Source organism: Streptomyces sp. NPDC102462 (assembly GCF_044765425.1).
GTDB lineage: Bacteria > Actinomycetota > Actinomycetes > Streptomycetales > Streptomycetaceae > Streptomyces.
The window spans coordinates 47,029-65,415 of record NZ_JBIWKB010000043.1; the positions used below are offsets into that span (position 1 = coordinate 47,029).

Annotated in this window: 17 protein-coding genes; 5 read left to right on the forward strand and 12 right to left on the reverse strand. The window is 72.6% G+C overall.

Annotated features, from left to right (window positions below; genetic code table 11):
- Window positions 1-149 precede the first annotated feature (149 nt).
- Complete coding sequence (locus ACIRFL_RS30395; protein WP_404034608.1) at window positions 150-2,060, reverse strand: ABC transporter ATP-binding protein; 1,911 nt, start codon at window positions 2,058-2,060, stop codon at window positions 150-152.
- A gap of 86 nt (window positions 2,061-2,146) precedes the next feature.
- Window positions 2,147-2,323 carry a hypothetical protein gene (locus ACIRFL_RS30400; RefSeq protein WP_404034610.1) on the reverse strand — a complete coding sequence of 59 codons (177 nt, stop codon included), beginning with the start codon at window positions 2,321-2,323 and terminating at the stop codon, window positions 2,147-2,149.
- A gap of 276 nt (window positions 2,324-2,599) precedes the next feature.
- On the opposite strand from ACIRFL_RS30400, the gene ACIRFL_RS30405 reads away from it, so the two are divergent.
- Window positions 2,600-2,995, forward strand: a complete 396-nt coding sequence (locus tag ACIRFL_RS30405) for a group 1 truncated hemoglobin (protein WP_404034612.1) — start codon at window positions 2,600-2,602, stop codon at window positions 2,993-2,995.
- Window positions 2,996-3,227: 232 nt separating this feature from the next.
- Here the strand turns inward: ACIRFL_RS30405 and ACIRFL_RS30410 are convergent, their stop codons facing one another.
- A complete protein-coding gene (locus ACIRFL_RS30410; protein ID WP_404034614.1) occupies window positions 3,228-3,710 on the reverse strand; it encodes a hypothetical protein in 483 nt (160 codons plus the stop codon).
- Window positions 3,711-4,087: 377 nt separating this feature from the next.
- Between ACIRFL_RS30410 and ACIRFL_RS30415 the strand changes: the two genes are divergently transcribed.
- Entirely contained in the window at window positions 4,088-4,321 is a 234-nt protein-coding gene (locus ACIRFL_RS30415) for a hypothetical protein (protein ID WP_404034616.1), read from the forward strand.
- A 240-nt stretch (window positions 4,322-4,561) separates the two neighbouring features.
- Here the strand turns inward: ACIRFL_RS30415 and ACIRFL_RS30420 are convergent, their stop codons facing one another.
- From ACIRFL_RS30420 to ACIRFL_RS30450, 7 genes are all read right to left on the reverse strand, one after another.
- Window positions 4,562-4,984: a GNAT family N-acetyltransferase gene (locus ACIRFL_RS30420; RefSeq protein WP_404034618.1), complete on the reverse strand. Its 423-nt coding sequence runs from the start codon at window positions 4,982-4,984 to the stop codon at window positions 4,562-4,564.
- 109 nt (window positions 4,985-5,093) lie between these two features.
- Window positions 5,094-7,895, reverse strand: coding sequence for a BTAD domain-containing putative transcriptional regulator (locus ACIRFL_RS30425; RefSeq protein ID WP_404034620.1), 2,802 nt, complete (start codon window positions 7,893-7,895; stop codon window positions 5,094-5,096).
- A 189-nt stretch (window positions 7,896-8,084) separates the two neighbouring features.
- Window positions 8,085-8,486, reverse strand: a complete 402-nt coding sequence (locus ACIRFL_RS30430; protein ID WP_404034622.1) for a hypothetical protein — start codon at window positions 8,484-8,486, stop codon at window positions 8,085-8,087.
- A 62-nt stretch (window positions 8,487-8,548) separates the two neighbouring features.
- The gene (locus ACIRFL_RS30435) at window positions 8,549-9,058 is read right to left on the reverse strand and encodes an O-acetyl-ADP-ribose deacetylase (protein WP_404034624.1); all 510 of its coding nucleotides are present in this window, start codon (window positions 9,056-9,058) and stop codon (window positions 8,549-8,551) included.
- Window positions 9,055-10,464 (reverse strand): phytoene desaturase family protein, encoded by a 1,410-nt coding sequence (locus ACIRFL_RS30440; protein WP_404034626.1) that lies wholly within the window; start codon window positions 10,462-10,464, stop codon window positions 9,055-9,057. The genes ACIRFL_RS30435 and ACIRFL_RS30440 overlap by 4 nt, the downstream gene beginning before the upstream one ends.
- Before the next feature lie 362 nt (window positions 10,465-10,826).
- Window positions 10,827-11,711: an inositol monophosphatase family protein gene (locus ACIRFL_RS30445; RefSeq protein ID WP_404034628.1), complete on the reverse strand. Its 885-nt coding sequence runs from the start codon at window positions 11,709-11,711 to the stop codon at window positions 10,827-10,829.
- Window positions 11,712-11,848: 137 nt separating this feature from the next.
- Window positions 11,849-13,660 (reverse strand): gamma-glutamyltransferase family protein, encoded by a 1,812-nt coding sequence (locus tag ACIRFL_RS30450; RefSeq protein WP_404034630.1) that lies wholly within the window; start codon window positions 13,658-13,660, stop codon window positions 11,849-11,851.
- A gap of 339 nt (window positions 13,661-13,999) precedes the next feature.
- Here ACIRFL_RS30450 and ACIRFL_RS30455 point away from each other — a divergent pair, with 339 nt between their 5' ends.
- The 3 genes from ACIRFL_RS30455 to ACIRFL_RS30465 all read left to right on the forward strand — a co-directional run bounded on the left by ACIRFL_RS30455 (window position 14,000) and on the right by ACIRFL_RS30465 (window position 15,515).
- Window positions 14,000-14,674, forward strand: a complete 675-nt coding sequence (locus ACIRFL_RS30455; protein ID WP_404034632.1) for a hypothetical protein — start codon at window positions 14,000-14,002, stop codon at window positions 14,672-14,674.
- 163 nt (window positions 14,675-14,837) lie between these two features.
- Window positions 14,838-15,344, forward strand: a complete 507-nt coding sequence (locus tag ACIRFL_RS30460; protein WP_404034634.1) for a hypothetical protein — start codon at window positions 14,838-14,840, stop codon at window positions 15,342-15,344.
- A gap of 33 nt (window positions 15,345-15,377) precedes the next feature.
- Entirely contained in the window at window positions 15,378-15,515 is a 138-nt protein-coding gene (locus ACIRFL_RS30465) for a hypothetical protein (RefSeq protein ID WP_404034636.1), read from the forward strand.
- Between the two features lie 115 nt (window positions 15,516-15,630).
- Here the strand turns inward: ACIRFL_RS30465 and ACIRFL_RS30470 are convergent, their stop codons facing one another.
- The gene (locus tag ACIRFL_RS30470; protein ID WP_404034638.1) at window positions 15,631-17,163 is read right to left on the reverse strand and encodes an NCS1 family nucleobase:cation symporter-1; all 1,533 of its coding nucleotides are present in this window, start codon (window positions 17,161-17,163) and stop codon (window positions 15,631-15,633) included.
- A gap of 189 nt (window positions 17,164-17,352) precedes the next feature.
- Entirely contained in the window at window positions 17,353-18,375 is a 1,023-nt protein-coding gene (locus ACIRFL_RS30475; RefSeq protein ID WP_404034640.1) for a TIGR03842 family LLM class F420-dependent oxidoreductase, read from the reverse strand.
- Between the last annotated feature and the right edge of the window lie 12 nt (window positions 18,376-18,387).

Sequence of the window (18,387 nt, forward strand, 5' to 3'; positions counted from 1 at the left end):
CCCCACGGCGAATAGGCACCCCCCGCCAACTCGCACAGCGCCACCGCGCTCAACCACAACGACGCCGCACCCACACACCAACGCACCGCCCCACGGCGAATAGGCACCCCCCGCCAACTCGCACAGCGCCACCGCGGGGAACCGCGCGCTCAACCACGACACCACCCGCACCCGCCCACCAAAACGCTGCACGACGGCGAATAGGCACCCCCGCCAAGCCCCCGGCCAGGGACCCCGTTCAGCCGCTGCAACCGCGCATACGCGCCACGCAGCGCCAGCAGCTCGTCATGGGTGCCGGACTCGACGACCCGGCCATGGTCGAGGACCACGATCCGCGTGGCGTCACGGACGGTGAGCAGGTTGTGCGAGATGACGACGGTCGTGCGCCCCGCCATGAGCCGCCGCAACGGCCCCATGATCCGCAGCCCGGACTCGACGTCGAGACCGCTGGTCGGCTCGTCCAGGAGCAGGACGGGCGCGTCCCGGATCACCGCGCGGGCGATCGCCACGCGCTGCCGCTGACCACCGGACAGCATCCGGCCGCGCTGGCCGACCAGCGTGTCGTAGCCGTCGGGGAGCGCCTGGATGAACTCGTGCGCGTCGGCCGCCCCGGCCGCCGCGACGATCTCCGCGTCCGTCGCCCCCGGCCGGCCGTAGGCGATGTTCTCGCGCACCGTGCCGTGCAGGACAAGGGTTTCCTGGAGGACCACCGCGACGTTCTCCCGTACGTCCCGCAGCCGCAGCTCGCGCAGATCGGTCCCGTCCAGGCGGATCGCGCCCAGGTCGGGGTCGTAGAAGCGCAGCAGCAGCTTGGCCGCCGTGGACTTGCCCGCCCCGCTGGCCCCGACCAGGGCCAGGATCTCGCCGGGCGCGACGTGGAAGGACACGTCGGACAGCGCCTGGCGCGCGGTGCCGGGGTAGTGGAAGCAGACGCCGTCCAGTTCGATGTCGCCGCGCGCCCGGCCGGTCCGCCGGGCGTCGGCGGCGTCGACGACCTGGGGCCGCTGGTCGAGCAGTTCGAGTATCCGTTCCGCGGCTGCGGAGGCCGTGTAGAAGGCGGTGGCGAGGCCGGACAGGCCGCTGACGGGGCCGTAGAGCTTGCCGATCAGCGCCAGGAACAGCAGCAGCCCGCCCAGTGTGAGCTGGCCCTGGGCCAGCTTCCAGGTGCCGAGACCGAGCACGGCGAGGATGCCCGCCACCTCGATGATCTCGACGAGCGGCGAGTAGACGGCGCCGATTCGCGCCGATGCCATCGCCGCGTGGAACCGGCCCAGGTTCTCCCGTTCGAAGCGGCGTTCCTCCCAGCCCTGCCGGTTGTACGCCTGGACCAGGGCCACATTGCCCAGCGTCTCCTCGACGACCGCGCTGAGCGAGCCGCTGCGCCGTCTGCGTTCCCGGGACGCCTCGCCGATCAGCCGGGAGAAGTGCCGGGCCGCGCGCCAGAACAGCGGCACGACGACCAGGGCGAGCAGGGTCAGGTCCCAGCGGAGGTAGCAGAGCAGGCCGAGGAAGACGCCGAGCCGGACCACGTGGTAGAGGCCGTCGGCCACCCCGGAGAGCAGCAGTGTCTCGACGGCGTCCACGTCGCCGGTCACCCGGGACAGTACGTCGCCGAGCCGCCGCCGTTCGAAGAACCCGAGCGAGAGCCCCTGGACGTGCCGGAACACATCGCGGCGCAGTGACAGCAGGAAGCGTTCGCCGACCCAGGCGGACGTCACGCGGTCGGCGAACCCGAGGATGCCGGAGACGACGATGAGCCCCAGATAGGCGGGCGCGATCCACAGGAAGGGACGCGGATCGCGCGGGACGAGCGCGTCGTCGATCACGATCTTGAAGAGCCATAGTTCGGCGCCGTCGACCGCCGGGCCGATCAGGCTGAACAGCAGCAGGGGCGCCAGCCAGCGCCTGCGGCCCCGGGTGTAGGGCCAGAAGCGCCGGAAGACCTCACGCGGTGACAGGCGCGGTGCGGGCGCGACGACGCCGGGGTCCCGCTCGTCCCCGCCCGCCGGCCCGCCCACCGACAGCAGTCCCCGCAGTGCATGCCGGAGGACACCCACCATGGCACCGCTCCGTCGCATTCCTCGCAACCGGACGGCGAAGCGGGCCGGCTCCCCTGCTCGCCGACCCACTCACCCTTGTCTCACTCTCAGTACTCGAAGCGGTCCTCGCGGTCACGGTCGTGACGGCGGTCCCTGTCCTCGTCCCGCCGCTCCCGGCCGTGCTCGCCACGCTCACCGTGGTCGCGTTCGCCGCGACCGCCGTGGTCACCGTGGCCGCCGTGGTCCCCGTTCCTGCTGGGGAAGAGATGACCGAAGACTGTCATTGCGTTCCTCCAATCGCTTCTCCTAGGAGGTACGCGTCGCGGGCGCGGTTGGATTGCGTCTGCCGGAAACTCACGGCGGCGAAGCCGACGCACCAGGGTCGGGCGACGAGGTCCGCTCCGCCGGTGCGCACGGACAGGGTCCCGCAGGGCCGCCGCCGTGTCATGGGCAGGTTACGAAGAGTTCGCATCGCGGGCGCGACGGTCGGTGAGTGCTTCCTGACGGCCGGTTCATGCGCCCCTGACCTCCCGGCAAGAATGCGGGTCGACGCTGTCGCCATGGCTGACATCTCCCCCACCGCACCGACCGGAACCACCACACCGAGCCTCTTCGAGCAACTGGGAGGCGAAGCAGCGATCAGCGCCGTCGTCGACATCTTCTACGACAGGGTGCTCGGCGATCCCGAACTGCGGCCCTACTTCACCGGGGTGGACATCGACCGGCTCAAAGGGCATCAACGGCGCTTCGTGGGGCAGGCCCTGGGCGCCACCCGCCCCTACTCCGGCCGCTCCATGCGCAAGGCCCACGAGCACCTGTCCATCACCGAGGCCGCCTTCGAACGGGTGCTCGGACACCTGGCGGCGTCCCTCGCCGAAGCCGGCGTCGAGCAGGCCACGATCGACACGATCGCCGAGTCCCTGCTGCCGCTGCGCCAGGACATCGTGACGGCCTGATCGAGAAGGCGCCGTCACCCGGCCCGTCCCCGGCCGCCGCACCGGACCGGCCACCCGCTCCGCCCACCGGCGCGTGCCGTACGCCCGGCGGAGCGGGCAGCCCGTGCCGTACGCCGGGCGGAGCGAACGACGCGCGCCGTACGCCGAGCGAAGCGGGCGGCACGATCCGGGCGGCCCCGCACGGTCCGCCGTGCGACGGCCCGCTTCGCCAACTCCTCACCGTCCGGCGGCATCAGAGGCGTTCGCGTGCCGCCCCGTCGGGCCAGAAGACCTCCACGTCGATGCCGCTGCTGCGCGCGTAGGCCACCAAGTGGGCTGTGGCGTCACGGCCGTTGGACGGCGAGCCGTCCCACACCGCGACCAGCCGGCGGCAGGTGCGCAGCAGGCTCTCGTCGGCACCCACGCATGCGCCGCGGTCGACCGGGTCGTACTCCAGCAGCCGTACCTGTTCCGACAGCAGCAGCAACTCCCCTGCGGCCTTGCGGTCGTGCTCCTCCAGCACCGCGGGTACCCCGTTCCTGGAGGGCAGCACGGTCACCAGCGCCAGCCCGGCCTTCCGCGCGGCGCGGCCGAAGGCGACCGGCAACCCCTGGCCGGCACGGACCAGTCCGGCCCTGCCCGCCCGTGCGAAGCCCGCCAGCCGCCGGCCCAGGGCCTCCTCCAGCATCGTCAGCGTAGGCGCGGTGAGATCCGGGTGTCCCACGACAGCGATCACTTGAGGCTTCCTTCCTTCTCCGGGCCGAGCCGACCACCCGTCACCGTGTTCCGTGCGGCCTTGCCGGACCGCCGCCGGCGAAGGCAGTCGATTCTCTCGGGAAGGGGCGGTGCGGGCCAGGGTCTCGGGGGGTGGATCGGGGGCCGTTCGGCCCTTGCCGTGCAGCGGCCTCGCGGCACGTTTCAGATCCCTCGCGGTGTCCGCGGCGCGACGAGAACAGGGCCTGCCGCGGCTCTCTTTCCGGGCCCGCCCCGGTCATTACGGGGCCTGTCGCGGCAAAGTCCCGCATGCGCCGGTGTGATCGAGATGCGGTGCGCGGGCAGCGGTGCCAAGAATCGAACTGAGAGGCAGACGCCGACAAAGAAAGGCTGCCGATCATGCGAAACAGGATCATACGCGCTCTGGCCGCCGGTGCCGCCGCGGGCATGCTCGCCAGCGGAGCAGCCGTGGCCTCTACGGGTACCGCCTTCGCAGCTCCGGCGACCGCCACGGTGGCGGACAGTCACAACGCGCCCACGCCTCACCCCACGAAGACTCCGAAGCACAAGAAGTGCCCCAAGGGTGAGCACTACACCAAGGTCAACGGCAAGTGGGCCTGCCACAAGAAGTAGCCACCAGGCCGGGCGCCGGGGAGTTTCGGCCCACCGTCCGCACAGAGCGGCGCGGTGGGGCCGAGGGAGCCTCCCCGGCGCCCGCGGCCTGCGCGCACCGGCCCGAAAAATGCTGCCGCAATGCACCAGGGCACCGTTGATGACAGGAATCCCGCCCAATGCACCCGCGTTCCTTGCGCGAGGTCTTCCGTGTGCACCGCGAGCGGGAAATCGCCCTGCCCCGGTTTTGCCGTGTAGCGCTCACCGTCGTCCCTCGTCGGCGGAGGGCAGGTGGATCAGTCCCGCGTCCGTCGGCCGGAAGCCGCAGGCGTCGAAGTAGAAGCCGCGCAGCCGGGGTTCGAAGTCGACGTGCAGCCACTCGCAGCCCGCCGCACGCGCATGGTCCACCGCCCGGCGCACAAGTGCCGTGCCGACACCGCGGCGTTGGTGGGTGCCCCGGGTCTTCGTGTCGATCAGGAAGGCGTGATCCGCGCCGTCCCAGGCCACGTTGACGAATCCGACGAGGACGCCCTCGCCGTCCCGGGCCGCCACCCAGCCGAGACTGTGCTCGCTGACCTTGGGCCACCAGCCGGGTTCGGCGTTGCCGCCATGGGACAGCACGAGGTCGACCATCTCCTCGTCGGTGATGGGGTCGCGCCACACATAAGAGATCGCTCCGTTCATCCCGCCAGCCTCGCCGACCGGCCCCCGCCGCCACAACACACTTCCGGCGCCGGGGCCCGCCTGCAGCAGACACCGCCAGGCGCCCCCGCGGGGCCTTCCTGACGCGGCGTCACCCTGAGCCGAGGGCCGCCTCGGCGCGGTCCGCGTCCGTGTCCCGCCGCTGGGCGCGGTACAGGTCGCGCGCCCGGATCCAGGCTTCACGGGCCTCGCCCGGCCGGCCGAGGACGGTGAGCACCTCGGCGATCCCGGCCAGGGTGTCGGCCTCGTTGGCGCTGTCGCTCATCGCCCGGAAATGCGCGAGCGCCCGTCGGTAGTGGTCCAGCGCGGTGGCGTGGTCACCGGTCCGGTGGGCGATGTAGCCGAGACTGTCCAGCGTCGACGCCTCGTCACCCGGCCTGCCGTGCTTGACGTGCAGGGCGTACGCCCGCTCACAGTACGCGCGCGCCTGGTCGTACGCGCCGACCTGGGCGTGCATCCATCCCACCGCGTTGAGCTGGTTGGCCAGCCAGAAGGGGTTGTCCAGTTCCTCGTACAACGCCAGCGCGCCAAGGGCGTGGCCGAGGGCCCGCCGGTCGTCGCCGTGCAGCTCCCAGACGCGGGCGAGGGTGCGGCGGACATGGGCCTGCGCCGCCGTGTCCCCCGTCTCCTCCGCCATGGTCAGCGCCTGGTCCAGATGGTCCAGGCCCTCCGCGTGCCGGCCGCTCAGCGCATGGAAGTGGCCCAGCCGCCAGCGGGCGAGGATGCGCGCGGCGGTGGCGCCCTGCCGCTCGGCCGCCGTGAGCGCGTTCTGCCAGACCCGGGCGTAGTCCTGCAGCCGGTGGGCGCCCAACTGGTAGGAGATCAGGGCCCAGGCGAGATAGACCGCCTGGACGTGCAGACCGGCGGACAGCGCCAGTTCCTGCGCCGCGACGAGGCAGGCGTGCTCCTTGGTGAACCAGGCGTGCGCGTCCTCGAAGTCCGCGGGCGTCCACGGTCCGCAGCCCGCCGCCGGCGGCTCGTACCGTTCCGGCTTGAAGGGGGTGTGGACACCGTCCAGAAGCTCGTTCGCCGCGTACGCGGTGTGCAGGTAGAAGTCGACGAACCGGGCCGTCGCCTCGGCCTTCTCCCCCGCCTGGTCACGGGCGGCGCGCTCGCGCGCGTACAGCCTGACGAGGTCGTGCAGCACGTACCGGCCCGGCAGGTGCTGGTGGACGAGGTGCGCGGCCTCCAGCTCGGCGAGCAGGGCCCGGGCCCTGCCGCGCGCGACACCGGCGAGGCTCGCGACCGCCTCCAGGCCGGCGTCCGGGCCGGGGACCAGGCCCAGCAGGTCGAACAGACGGCGGGCCGGCGGGCTGAGCGCCCGCCGTGACATCGCGAACACCGCACGCAGGTTCAGGCTCACCGTCGGATCGCCGGTGTCCAGGGCGTCGAGACGGTCCGCGGGCCGCGCGAGTTCACCGGCGAGCGCGGCGAGCGGGAAGCCGGGATTGCCGGCGGCGCGGGCCGCCACCAGCGCCAGGGCCAGCGGCAGCCCCGCGCAGTACGCCACGAGCGAGGCGACGGCCTCCGGCTCGGCGGCGGTCCGCTCGGCGCCCAGCCGGTCGGCGAGCAGTGCGCGGGCCTGGCCGTCCTCGAAGACGGCCGGCGCGAGGGTGACGGCGCCGTGCCTGACGACCAGCGGGGTGAGCCGGTTGCGGCTGGTGATCAGGACGGTGCACGTGGGTGTGCCGGGCAGCAGCGGCAGCACCTGGCGGGTGTCGTGCGCGTCGTCCAGGACGACCAGGACGCGTTTGTCCTTGAGGAGGCTCCGGTACAGGCCCTCCTGCGCTGCCGGGTCCTCCGGTACGTCGTCGGGGGGCACGCCGAGCGCGTCGAGGAAGCCGCGCAGGGCGGCGGAGGCGGGCAGCGGCTCGGCGCCCGGGTCGTAGCCGCGCAGATCGACGTAGAGCTGTCCGTCGGGGAAGCGGCCGGTCTCCTCGTAGGCCCAGCGGGCCGCCAGCCAGCTCTTGCCGACTCCTCCCGGACCGGTGACGACGACGATCCGTCCGACGGCCTGCGCGAGTTGCCGCCGTTCCCGGTGTCTGCCGAGGAATCCGGCGGGCGCGAGCGGGAGCAGCCGGGGGACGACGGCCGATGTCACCGCGGTCGCCGCACGCGTACGGTCCTGGGCGGGCGCCGCCGCCGTGCCGTCGTCCCCCTGGGGTCCCGCCGTCAGCAGCTCATGGTGCAGCCGCTGGATGGCGGCGCCGGGGGTGAGCCCCAATTCCTCGTCGAGGCTTCGCCGCAGGGTCTGGTAGTGCTCCAGGGCCTGTACGGTGCGTCCCTGCCGGTGCAGCGCCAGCATCAGCTGTCCGGCGAGCCGTTCGTCGTAGGGCTGCGCGGCCGCCGCCGGTAACAGCCGCGGCAGCAGTTCCGCTTCCTTTCCCTGCCGCAGCAGCGCATCGCCCAGATCCAGCTCGGCCGCGTGCCGTTCGCCCTCCAGCACCTCCCGCAGGTGCGTGAACCAGGGTGTGTCCGGCGCGGCGAACGCGTCCCCCTCGGGGAACAGCGCCAGCGCCTTGCGCAGCAGTTCGCCGGTCTCCTGGTCTCGTGTCCCGCGGGCCCGCGCCACCAGGGAGCGGAACCGATGCAGGTCGATGATGTCCGCTTCGGCCTCGGCGGTGTAGCCACCGGAACGGCGCACCAGCCGCAGGCCCGGTGTGGACAGCGTGCCGCGCAGCCGGGACACATAGCTGTAGAGCGTGCTCACGGCGCTGCGCGGCGCCCGCTCGCCCCACACCCGTTCGATCAACGTCCCCACGGACAGCTGCCGGTTGACCTCCACCAGCAGCACGGCCAGCACATGCCGCTGCCTGGCGTGCCCCAGGTCCACCGGCCGGCCGCGGACGAGGACCCGGACCCCTCCCAGCACACGGCACTCCACCTCGCCCATGGCGCCCCCTCCCGCTCACCGGGTGCCCAGTCTTGGCAGGCGAAAGGCGCGATTCAAGAAACATCCAAGCCTCATTCAGGCTCAATACACCACCACGGCCCCAGCCCACCCGCATGAGGCAGGCCCCGCCCCGAAGCGAACGCCCTGAACGCCCCCTGAGGCGACGGCACTTCTCGTCATCCCCCAGGGTCACGGCTCCAGGGCGAGCCGAATGTTCAGGTCCGGCCACGTCGCGGGGCAACGCGGCAGCCACCCCTGCATCGACACCTCTGTCGCACGCAACGGTTCGTCCGGTCTGAAGTGGACGAGTGTCCCCGTGGTGCCGTCGGGTTCGACGGGTTCGAGGCCGGTCACCGGGATGCCGTGCGCGACGGACACGGAACCCTTCGGATGTACGGTGACGACGCAGCGGCCTCTGCCCCGGCCGGCCGCTTCGTCGGCGGCATAGGCAAGCACCTCAAGAACCAGGTGCCACGGACCACCGGGCGCGAATGCCTCCGGGCTCCGTCGGATGTGCGCCAGATGGTCCGCGTCAACGGACTTGGACCAGTCGTGCGTGGTGTTGCCCCACAAACCCCTCGGAACGTCCATCCCAGGAGTATCCCCACCGACACGGCCTCGCTGACGGCCACTGCGGCGCCGGTGGGTCTGCGTCAGCGGCTCTGGCCGGCGAAGGCGTCGTACGCGGCCTGGTCGAAGAGGACGAAGCGGGCCTCCTCGACCGTTGTCGGGGTGCCTTGGACCGTCTCCAGTGCGATGCGGGCCGCGGTCTGCAGTGGCCAGCGGTAGACGCCGGTGGCGATCGCCGGGAAGGCGACGGTTCGGGCGCCCAGTTCGTCGGCCACGCGAAGTGACTCGCGGTAGCAGGACGCCAGCAGGTCCGAGCGGTCCTCGGCCGAGGAGAAGACCGGGCCCACCGTATGGATGACCCAGCGGGCGTCCAGGTCGCCGGCCGTCGTGGCGACCGCACGGCCGGTGGGCAGGCCCTTGCCGTACCGGGAAGCGCGGAGCGCGCGGCACTCCTTGCGGATGGCCGGGCCGCCGCGCCGGTGGATCGCGCCGTCCACGCCTCCGCCGCCCAGGAGCGAGGAGTTGGCCGCGTTGACGATCGCGTCGGCGGTCTGCCGGGTGATGTCGCCCTGCACGAGCGTGATGGTGGTCATGACTGTCTCAGTCTGCGCCACACGGCCTTCGCCGCGTTGTGCCCCGACATGCCGTGCACGCCGGGGCCCGGCGGGGTGGCCGCCGAACAGATGAAGACCGCGGGATGCGGGGTGTGGTACGGGAACAGGGACGGTTTCGGCCGCAGCAGGAGTTGCAGTCCGGAGACCGAGCCGCAGGCGATGTCGCCGCCGATGTAGTTGGCGTTGCGCGCGGCCAGTTCGGGCGGGCCGGCGGTGGCGCGGGCGAGGACGCGGTCCCGGAAGCCGGGGGCGAACCGCTCCAGCTGGCGTTCGATGGCGTCGGTGAGGTCGCCGGTCCAGCCGTTGGGCACATGTCCGTACGCCCAGAAGACGTGTCGGCCGGCCGGTGCCCGGGTCGGGTCGGCGACGCTGGGCTGCACGGTGATCAGGAACGGTCTGTCGGGGGCCCGGCCCTCGCGGGACGCCGCGCGCAGGGCGGTGCCGATCTCCGCGGTGTTCGCGCCGATCTGCACGGTCCCGGCGGAGCGCGCCTCGGGCGCCGTCCAGGGCACCGGCCCGTCGAGGGCGTAGTCGATCTTGAAGACGCCCGGGCCGTAGCGGTAGCCCGCGTAGTAGCTGCCGAAGCCGGCGATGCGGGCCAGGGCGGTGGGCGAGGTGTCGAAGACGTACGCCCGCGCGGGCGGCAGGTCGTCCAGCCGCTTGATCTCGTAGTCGGTGTGGACGCCGCCGCCGAGATCCTTCAGGTAGGCGGCGAGGGCGTCGGAGATCGACTGGGATCCGCCGCGGGCCACCGGCCAGCCACGGGCGTGCGCGGCGAGGGCGAAGATCAGGCCGATGGCGCCGGTGGCGAAGCCGTTGAGCGGTGCCATGACATGGGCGACCAGCCCGGCGAAGAGGGTTCGGGCCCGCTCGTCGTGGAAGCGGCGCATCAGCCGGCTCGACGGCGGCAGGCCGACGAGTCCGAAGCGGGCGAGGGTGACCGGGTCACGCGGGAGCGCGGTCAGCGGCAGGGACATGAAGTCGCGGGCCAGGGTGTCCCACTTGGTCAGGAACGGCGCGATGAGCCTGCGGTACGCGCCCGCGTCGCGCGGACCGAAGGAGGCGGCCGTCTCCGCGACGGACCGGGCCAGTACGGCGGCGGTGCCGTCCGGGAACGGGTGGGCCATGGGCAGGGCGGGGTGCAGCCACTCCAGGCCGTACCGCTCCAGGGGGAGGGCGCGGAAGGCGGGCGAGTTGATCCCCAGGGGGTGCGCCGCCGAACAGGGGTCGTGACGGAAACCGGGCAGGGTGAGTTCTTCGGTGCGGGCTCCGCCGCCCACCGTGTCACGGGCCTCGAACAGCGCCACGGAGAAGCCGCGACGGGCCAGCTCCACGGCAGCCGTCAGTCCGTTCGGTCCCGCTCCCACCACGACCGCATCGAGCATCGACGGCACCTTCGGACCCCTTCGTCAGCCGATGGCCACTCAGGGTCAGCATATGCCGGGGCAGTGACAACCCCGGCGGCGCGGGGAGCAACCGGCCCAGCCACGGAGAGGGACCGGCACCGCCGCCGCGGACAGCCGAGGCCCGTGACCTCCGGCGCAGCCGCGGATACCTGGGCCCCCTGGGCTCCGGTCGGGTCAGCCGCGGTCGCGTGATCTCCGGTCGGGTCAGCCGGGGACCCATGGGCTCCCGGCGGCTCAGCCGGGGGCCAGTCGGCTCAGCCAGGGCCCCGTGGGCTCCGGCCGGCTCAGCCGGGTCCCGTGGCCACCGGTCGGGTCAACCGCGGCCGTGCGCTCCGGTGGGCTCAGCCGCCGTCGCTCAGCAGCTCGCGTACTCGGTCGGCCGTGGCCGCGTCCCGTGCCGCGGTGAACGGCAGGGCGTTGCCGCCCGTGATGCGAAACGGCTCGCCGGTGAGCGTGCGGTGGGCGCCGCCCGCCTCCTCGACCAGCAGCAGGCCCGCCGCGTGGTCCCAGGCCGCTTCCCAGGAGAACGCCGTGGCGTCCAACTCGCCCCGGGCGACAGCCAGATACTCCAGGCCGGCGGAACCGCAGGCGCGCGGCGCGACGCCGTCCGCCCACAGTCCGAGCAGTGCGCGCTTCTGCTCGTCGGTCGTGTAGTCCGGGTGGGAGGTGGCTATCCGCAGCTCCCGGCCGGCCGCCGGCGATCCCGCGCGAAGCCGCTCGCCGTCGAGGAACGCGCCCCGGCCCCGTACCGCGGTGGCGAGCCGGTCGGGGACCGGCACGTACGTCCAGGAGGCGAGCAGGACGCCACGGTGGGCGAGCGCGACGAGGGTGCAGAAGCCGGGGTCGCCGTGCACGAACTGGCGGGTGCCGTCGACCGGGTCGATGATCCACACCGGCGCGTCGCCGCGTATCGCCTCGTAGGTCGTCGGGTCGGCGTGGACCGCCTCCTCGCCGACGACGACGGAGCCGGGCAGGAGAGCGGCGAGCACCCCGGTGAGGTGGCGCTCCGCGAGGCGGTCTGCGTCCGTCACCAGGTCGTGCGGACCGCTCTTCTGGTCGATCTCGTGGTCGGCGAGCCGGCGGAAGCGGGGCAGGATCTCGGTCGCCGCGGCCTTGCGGATCGCGTCCTCCACATCGGCCGCGTGACGGGCGAGGAAGTCCCCCGTGAGGGCCGCGCCGAGGTCTTCGTCCAGGGGACACCCCCAGGTCTTCGTGTCTTCGATCATGCCTCCATGAGAGCACGCGGCACTGACAATCCCCGCCGGTTCGGTGTATCACGGGTGGAATCGAGACGAACATCCGGTTCCGCCCCACCGCCCGGCAGTCGGCAGAGGTCAGCGCTCCATCGGTCGGCGGCCGGCGGTCAGCGGCCCACCGCGTAGCCCTGCATCCCGCGCGGGTTGGCCGCCGCCGAGAGCACGCCGGTCGCGGGGTCCCGGGCCACCGCGCACAGGCGTCCCTCGGACCAGCCGGGGCCGACGGTGACGTCATGGCCGCGCCGCCGCAGTTCCGCGACGACCGCGGGGTCGGTGCGGGACTCCACGGTGACGCTGCCCGGGCGCCGGCCGCGCGGGTAGAAGGAGCTGGGGAAGCTGTCGTTGTGCCAGTTCGGGGCGTCGATCGCGCCCTGGAGGTCGAGTCCGCCGCGGACCGGGCCGCGCAGCGCGACGGCGAGGAAGAAGTGCAGCTGCCACTGGTCCTGCTGGTCCCCGCCGGGGGTGCCGAAGGCCATCACGGGCGTTCCGTCGCGCAGCGCGATGGACGGCGTGAGCGTGGTGCGCGGGCGGCGGCCGGGGGTCAGGGAGTTGGGCAGGCCCTCCTCGAGCCAGGTCATCTGCAGCCGGGTGCCGAGCGGAAAGCCGAGTTCGGGCACGACCGGGTTGGACTGGAGCCAGCCGCCGCTGGGCGTCGCCGCGATCATGTTGCCCCAGCGGTCGACGACGTCGAGGTGACAGGTGTCCCCGCGGGTGGCGCCGTCCGCGGCCACCTCGGGCCCGCCCGGCGGCTGCGCGACGGTCGGCTCGCCGGCGCCCATCGGGTCGAACCCGGCCTCGTCGCCGGCGACCGCGTGCGCGTGCGCGCTCAGCCGTGGGGTGCGCCCGCCGGGGCTGCCGGGCCGCAGTTCGCAGGAGGCGCGGTCGCCGACCAGCGCCCGCCGCCGGGCGTTGTACGCGTCGGACAGCAGTTCGGCGAGCGGCACGTCGGCGGCGTCGCCGTACCACGCCTCGCGGTCGGCCATGGCGAGCTTGCAGCCCTCGATCAGCAGGTGGAGGTAGTCGGCGGAGCCGTACGGGGGCAGTTCGGGCGGGAGCAGGGCGAGCTGCTGGAGCAGGGCGGGGCCCTGGCTCCAGGGGCCCGCCTTGCACACCGTCCAGCCGTGCCAGTCGTAGGTCGCGGGGGCCTCGTAGCTCGCGGACCAGCCGGCGAGGTCGGCGGCGCCGAGCGTGCCGCTGTGCCGTTCGCCGCTGGTGTCCAGGGTGGGCCGCCGGGCCTGCCGTACCAGCGCCTCGGCGATGAAACCGGTCCGCCACACCTCGCGGGCTGCATCGATGCGCGCCTCGCGGTCGCCCGCGCCCTCGGTCTCGGCGAGCAGCCGCTTCCAGGTGGCGGCGAGCGCGGTGTTGCGCAGCAGCCGGCCGGGCCGGGGCGACCGGCCGCCGGGCAGATACACCTGCGCCGACGAGGTCCACTCGGTCTCGAACAGTTCGCGGACGCTCTCGACGGTCAGGCCGAGGTTCTCCACGGGCGGGTGTCCGTGTTCGGCGTAGCCGATCGCGTACCGCAGGACATCGGCGAGGGACTTGGTGCCGTGGTCGCGCAGGAGCAGCAGCCAGGCGTCGAAGGCGCCGGGCACGGCGGCGGCGAGCGGTCCCGTGCCGGGTACGAGGTCCAGGCCGAGTCCCCGGTAGTGCGCGACCGTGGCCCCCGCCGGGGCCACGCCCTGTCCGCACAGCACCCGCACCTCGCCGCCCGCGGGAGCGAGCAGGATCGGCACCTCGCCGGCCGGTCCGTTGAGGTGCGGCTCGACGACATGCAGCACGAACGCGCCGGCCACGGCCGCGTCGAAGGCGTTGCCGCCGTCCTCCAGCACGGCCATCGCGGACTGCGAGGCCAGCCAGTGCGTGGAGGACACCATGCCGAAGGTGCCCTGGAGGGTGGGCCGGGTGGTGAACACGGGGGCTCCTCACTGAACGGCGGTCGGTCGTGTGATCGTACGCAGAGGAGGGATCCGTCCGTCCAGAGCGCACACGGTGGCGCGGGACCGGCACGCGTCAGCCGGTACGGCGGCGGGAGTCACGGCCCGACGCGTGGGCGAAGACGGCCTGTCGCGCGGTCCGGGGCGCCGGTCCCACGGCCGTGATGGGTACGGTTCGTCCACACCTTCCCACGGTCTCCACCGTCACCGCACGGGTACCGAGCCGGTTGGCACTTCCGCCGCACAGCCAGTCGTGTGACACTGGCGTCCCGCAGTGTGGACCCCCTCCGCACTCCCCTCCCCCACGAGAAGTACGCCGTGCGTCATCTTCCTCTGCCGCTCGCCCTCACCGCGCGTCTGTCGCCGGTCGCCGTGCTCGCCGTGGCCGGCTGGGCGCTGACATCCGGTCCGTTCGCCGCGTCACCGGCCACGGAACAGCAGCCGGAGCAGAAGGCGGCCGACCGGTCGTCGCCCTCGGCGCCGTCCTCGACGGCCGTGTCGAAGACGTACGCCGCCGCGCCCGCGCCCTGCGGCAGCGTGTCCAAGGCGACCGTCACCGACCTGGTGCCGGGTGCCAAGACGGCCGGCAAGGAGATCCCCTCGACGGACCCGAAGCTGCGCCGCACCTGCTCCTGGAACGCGCTCAAGGGGTACGACTACCGCTGGCTCGACGTCTCCTACGAGGTCACCGAGTCGGACAAGGCGGCACAGAAGGAATACGAGAAGCGGGTTTCGGAGAAGAGCGGCGGTGGTGCCGTTCCGGGTATCGGCGACTCGGGTTACTCGGTGGTAAACCTCACCACCGAGGACAAGCAGGAGACCCGCGAGGGCGTGGTCGTGGTGCGCACCGCCAACGCCCTGGTGATCGTCACCTACAACGGCAGCGACTTCGAGACGAAGAAGGCGCCCGCCACCGACGAGATCAACAAGGGGGCCATCAAGGCGGCGAAAGCGGCCGTGTCGGCGCTGGAGAACGGCGCCGGAAAGAGCTGAAGGCCCAGGAAACTCAGGCCAGTTGATCCGTGCGTACCGGGACTCGATCGCGCATCGGGCCGGTCGGATGTCCGTTATCTCCGGTCGCTGGACACCCGTTCTCGACAGCGGATATAAACACCCGGCTCGCATACGGACCGGGTGTTTCCGAAGGGAATGGGACATGGGCAGTACGGCCGCGGCATCCACGTCGGACACATCGGACGAGCCGGGTTCCCAGGACGGGCCCGGGTCGCAGACCGGGGAGCGCTCCGAGCGGCGCGCGTTCCGTGCGGGGCTCGCGGTGGCCGGCGCCGTGCTGGCCGCCTGTCTGACCCTCGGTCTGTTCGGCGTCCTCGACTCCGACGGCGGCGGCGCCGGCACGGCGCAGCACCCGACCCGCACCGCACCGGTGACGTACGAGGTGACGGGGACCGGCACCGCCGACATCACCTACCAGGCCGGCAGCGAGGCGGGAACGGCCACCGTGGTGTCCGCGGCGACACTGCCGTGGCGCAAGACCGTGCGGGTCCCGGTCGGCCGGGACCCGATCGTCAGCATCGTCCTCGGGGAGCGGGGCGGCCGGGCCAGGTGCGCGCTGGCCATCCGCGGCGACCATGTGCAAAGCGCCACCGCCTCCGGCGAGTTCGGCCGCGCGACCTGCACGGGCCGACTGCCCGAACCGACCTAGCCCCCCGGCCAGGGGCACCCCGGCGGACGGGTCATGGCAAGACGCGCGCCCCGGCGGGCCACCACCAACCGCCGCGTCTTCCTGAGGCGTGCGTCGGCAGCCGCCGCGGTTCCCGCCGTCGCCTCGCTGCCCGGCGGTCTCTCGGGCACCGCCGCCGCGACCGACGGCTGACGGCCGGCTGTTGACGGTCGATACGGCTCACGGGTCACGGCTCAACACAGGGCGCGCATCCCGGCGGACGGCCGTCGAGTCTGGCGGCACCGCCGGCCGTCCGCCAGGGTCCGGGTCAGCCGGTGGTCTCCTCGGGGCGCTGTCCGCGCAGCAGTGTCAGCACCAGATAGACCGCCATCGATGTGCCGAGGCCCACCGCCCAGCCGTAGTCGGCCAGTGAGGACAGCGCCGGGACGGGCCTGCCGTCGATGAGCGGTTGGAAGTCGGCGCCGCCGACCGCGAGCACCCCGCCGGTCAGGAAGGCCACGACGGCCCGCCAGTTCCAGCCGCCCTCGTACCAGTAGCGTCCGCCCCTTCGGTACAGGTCGGCGAGGTCGAGCCGGGTGCGGCGCAGGATCCAGTAGTCGGCGATGAGGATGCCCGCGACGGTGCCGAGCAGCCCGCCGACCAGGCCGAGCCAGGTGAAGATGTAGCCCTGCGGGTCGGAGTACAGCTTCCACGGGAAGATCAGCACGGCGAGCACGGCCGTGATCAGCGCGCCCGCGCGGAAACTGACCCTGCGGGGCGCGACGTTGGAGAAGTCGAAGGCCGGCGAGACCAGGTTGGCGGCGATGTTCACGGACAGGGTCGCCACCAGCACGGTCACCAGCGCGTACAGCAGGCCCACCACGTTGTCGGTCTTGGCGGCCAGTTGGACGGGGTCCCAGACCGGCTCGCCGTACACCGCCTGCGAACCGGACGTCACCAGCACGGACAGGAAGGCGAACAAGGTCATCGTGGTGGGCAACCCCAGGGCCTGCCCCCACGTCTGTGCCCGCTGGCTCCTGCCGTAGCGGGTGAAGTCGGGGATGTTCAGCGACAGTGTGGACCAGAAGCCGATCATGCCCATGAGCGAGGGCCAGAACAGCTTCCAGAAGTCGCCGCCCCAGCCCAGCTTGGACGGCTGGTCGAAGAGCGGGCCGAGGCCGCCGGCCCGCTCACTCATCCACCACAGCATCACGAACGCGCCGACCAGCACGAACGGCGCCGCCCAGTTCTCGAAGCGGCGGATGGTCTCCATGCCCCGGTAGATGATGGCCACCTGGATCGCCCAGAAGATCGCGAACGACAGCCACATGGTCCAGGCGTATCCGCCGATCTTCGCGGCGTCGGCCCAACCGTCCCCGATCAGCTTGCCGGCGAGGAAGTAGATGGCCTCGCCGCCGATCCAGGTCTGGATGCCGAACCAGCCGCAGGCCACCAACGCCCGTACGACGGCGGGCAGGTTGGCGCCGCGCACGCCGAAGGAGGCGCGCGCGAAGACCGGGAAGGGGATGCCGTACTTGGGTCCGGCGTGCCCGGTGAGCAGCATCGGGACAAGCACGATCACATTGGCCAGGGCGATGGTGAACACGGCCTGTTTCCAGTCCATGCCCACCGCGATGAGCCCGGAGGCCAGCGTCCAGGAGGCCGTGTTGTGGGCCATGCCGACCCACAGCGCGCAGAAGTTGTACGTCGTCCAGGTGCGCCGCCCGGCGGGCACCGGCAGCAGGTCCGCGTTGGCGTAGCGGCCGCTGGGCTGGGGCGAGCCGGGGGCGACCTCCACGCGGCCGTCGGCGAGGGTGACTTGGGACGTCGGCGGTATGGCCGAGGGAGCGGTGTCGGTCATGGGCAGGCCAATCGAGGAGACGGGACGGGAGAGGCCGTGCGGGTGGCGCCGATGGGTGGGGGTGCGAAGAACGCCCTGGCCGCCTTCCTCGTACGGCGGGACGAGGGGGGCGGGTACGGGCGGTCGGGTACGGGCGGTCGGGTACGAGGTGGCCGGTCGGTCAGCCGTTGACGGCAGGTGGCCGGTCGGTCAGCCGTTGACGGCCGGGATCACCTGGGTGCCGTAGGCGTCGATGACCGCCTCCTGGGCGTCGTGCATGTCGTACACGGCGAACTGGTCGACGCCCAGGGCGCGCAGCGCACGGAGCTTGTCGATGTGCCGGTCGGCCGGGCCGATCAGGCAGAACCGGTCCACGATCTCGTCGGGCACGAACTGGGTGTCGGGGTTGCCGCTGCGCCCGTGGTGGGCGTAGTCGTAGCCTTGGCGGGCCTTGATGTAGTCGGTGAGTTCGGCGGGTACCTCGACGGAGTGTTCGCCGTACTTGGCGACCAGGTCGGCGACGTGGTTGCCGACCATCCCGCCGAACCAGCGGCACTGCTCGCGCGCGTGGGCGAGCGCCGCGGGCGAGTCGTCCGCGGTGACGTACGCGGGGGCCGCGACGCAGATCGTCACCTCGGCGGGGTCGCGCCCGGCGGCGACGGCCGCGTCCTTGACGGCCTTGACCATGTGCTCGGTGAGGTAGAGGTCGGCGAGCTGGAGGATGAATCCGTCGGCCTCCTCACCGGTCATCTTCAGGGCCTTGGGGCCGTACGCGGCCATCCAGACCGGGAGTTCGGCGCCCGGCTTGATCCAGGGGAACCTGACGACGGTGCCGCCGCCGAGGTCGGCCTCCTCGCCGCGGCCCAGCGCCCGGATGACCTTCATGGCGTCGCTGATCCGGGCCAGCGTGTTGGGTTTGCGGCCCGCCACCCGCATCGCCGAGTCGCCGCGGCCGATGCCGCACACGGTGCGGTTGCCGAACATGTCGTTGAGCGTGGCGAACGTGGAGGCGGTGACCTCCCAGGTGCGGGTGCCCGGGTTGGTGACCATCGGACCCACGGTCAACTTCTCGGTGCTCGACAGGATCTGACTGTAAATCACAAAGGGTTCCTGCCAGAGCACGGCGGAGTCGAAGGTCCAGCCGTGGGTGAACCCGTTGCGCTCGGCCCGCTGCATCAGGCTGATGACGCGGGAGGCCGGCGGGTCGGTCTGCAGGACGAGTCCGAAGTCCATGGGCGCCACTCC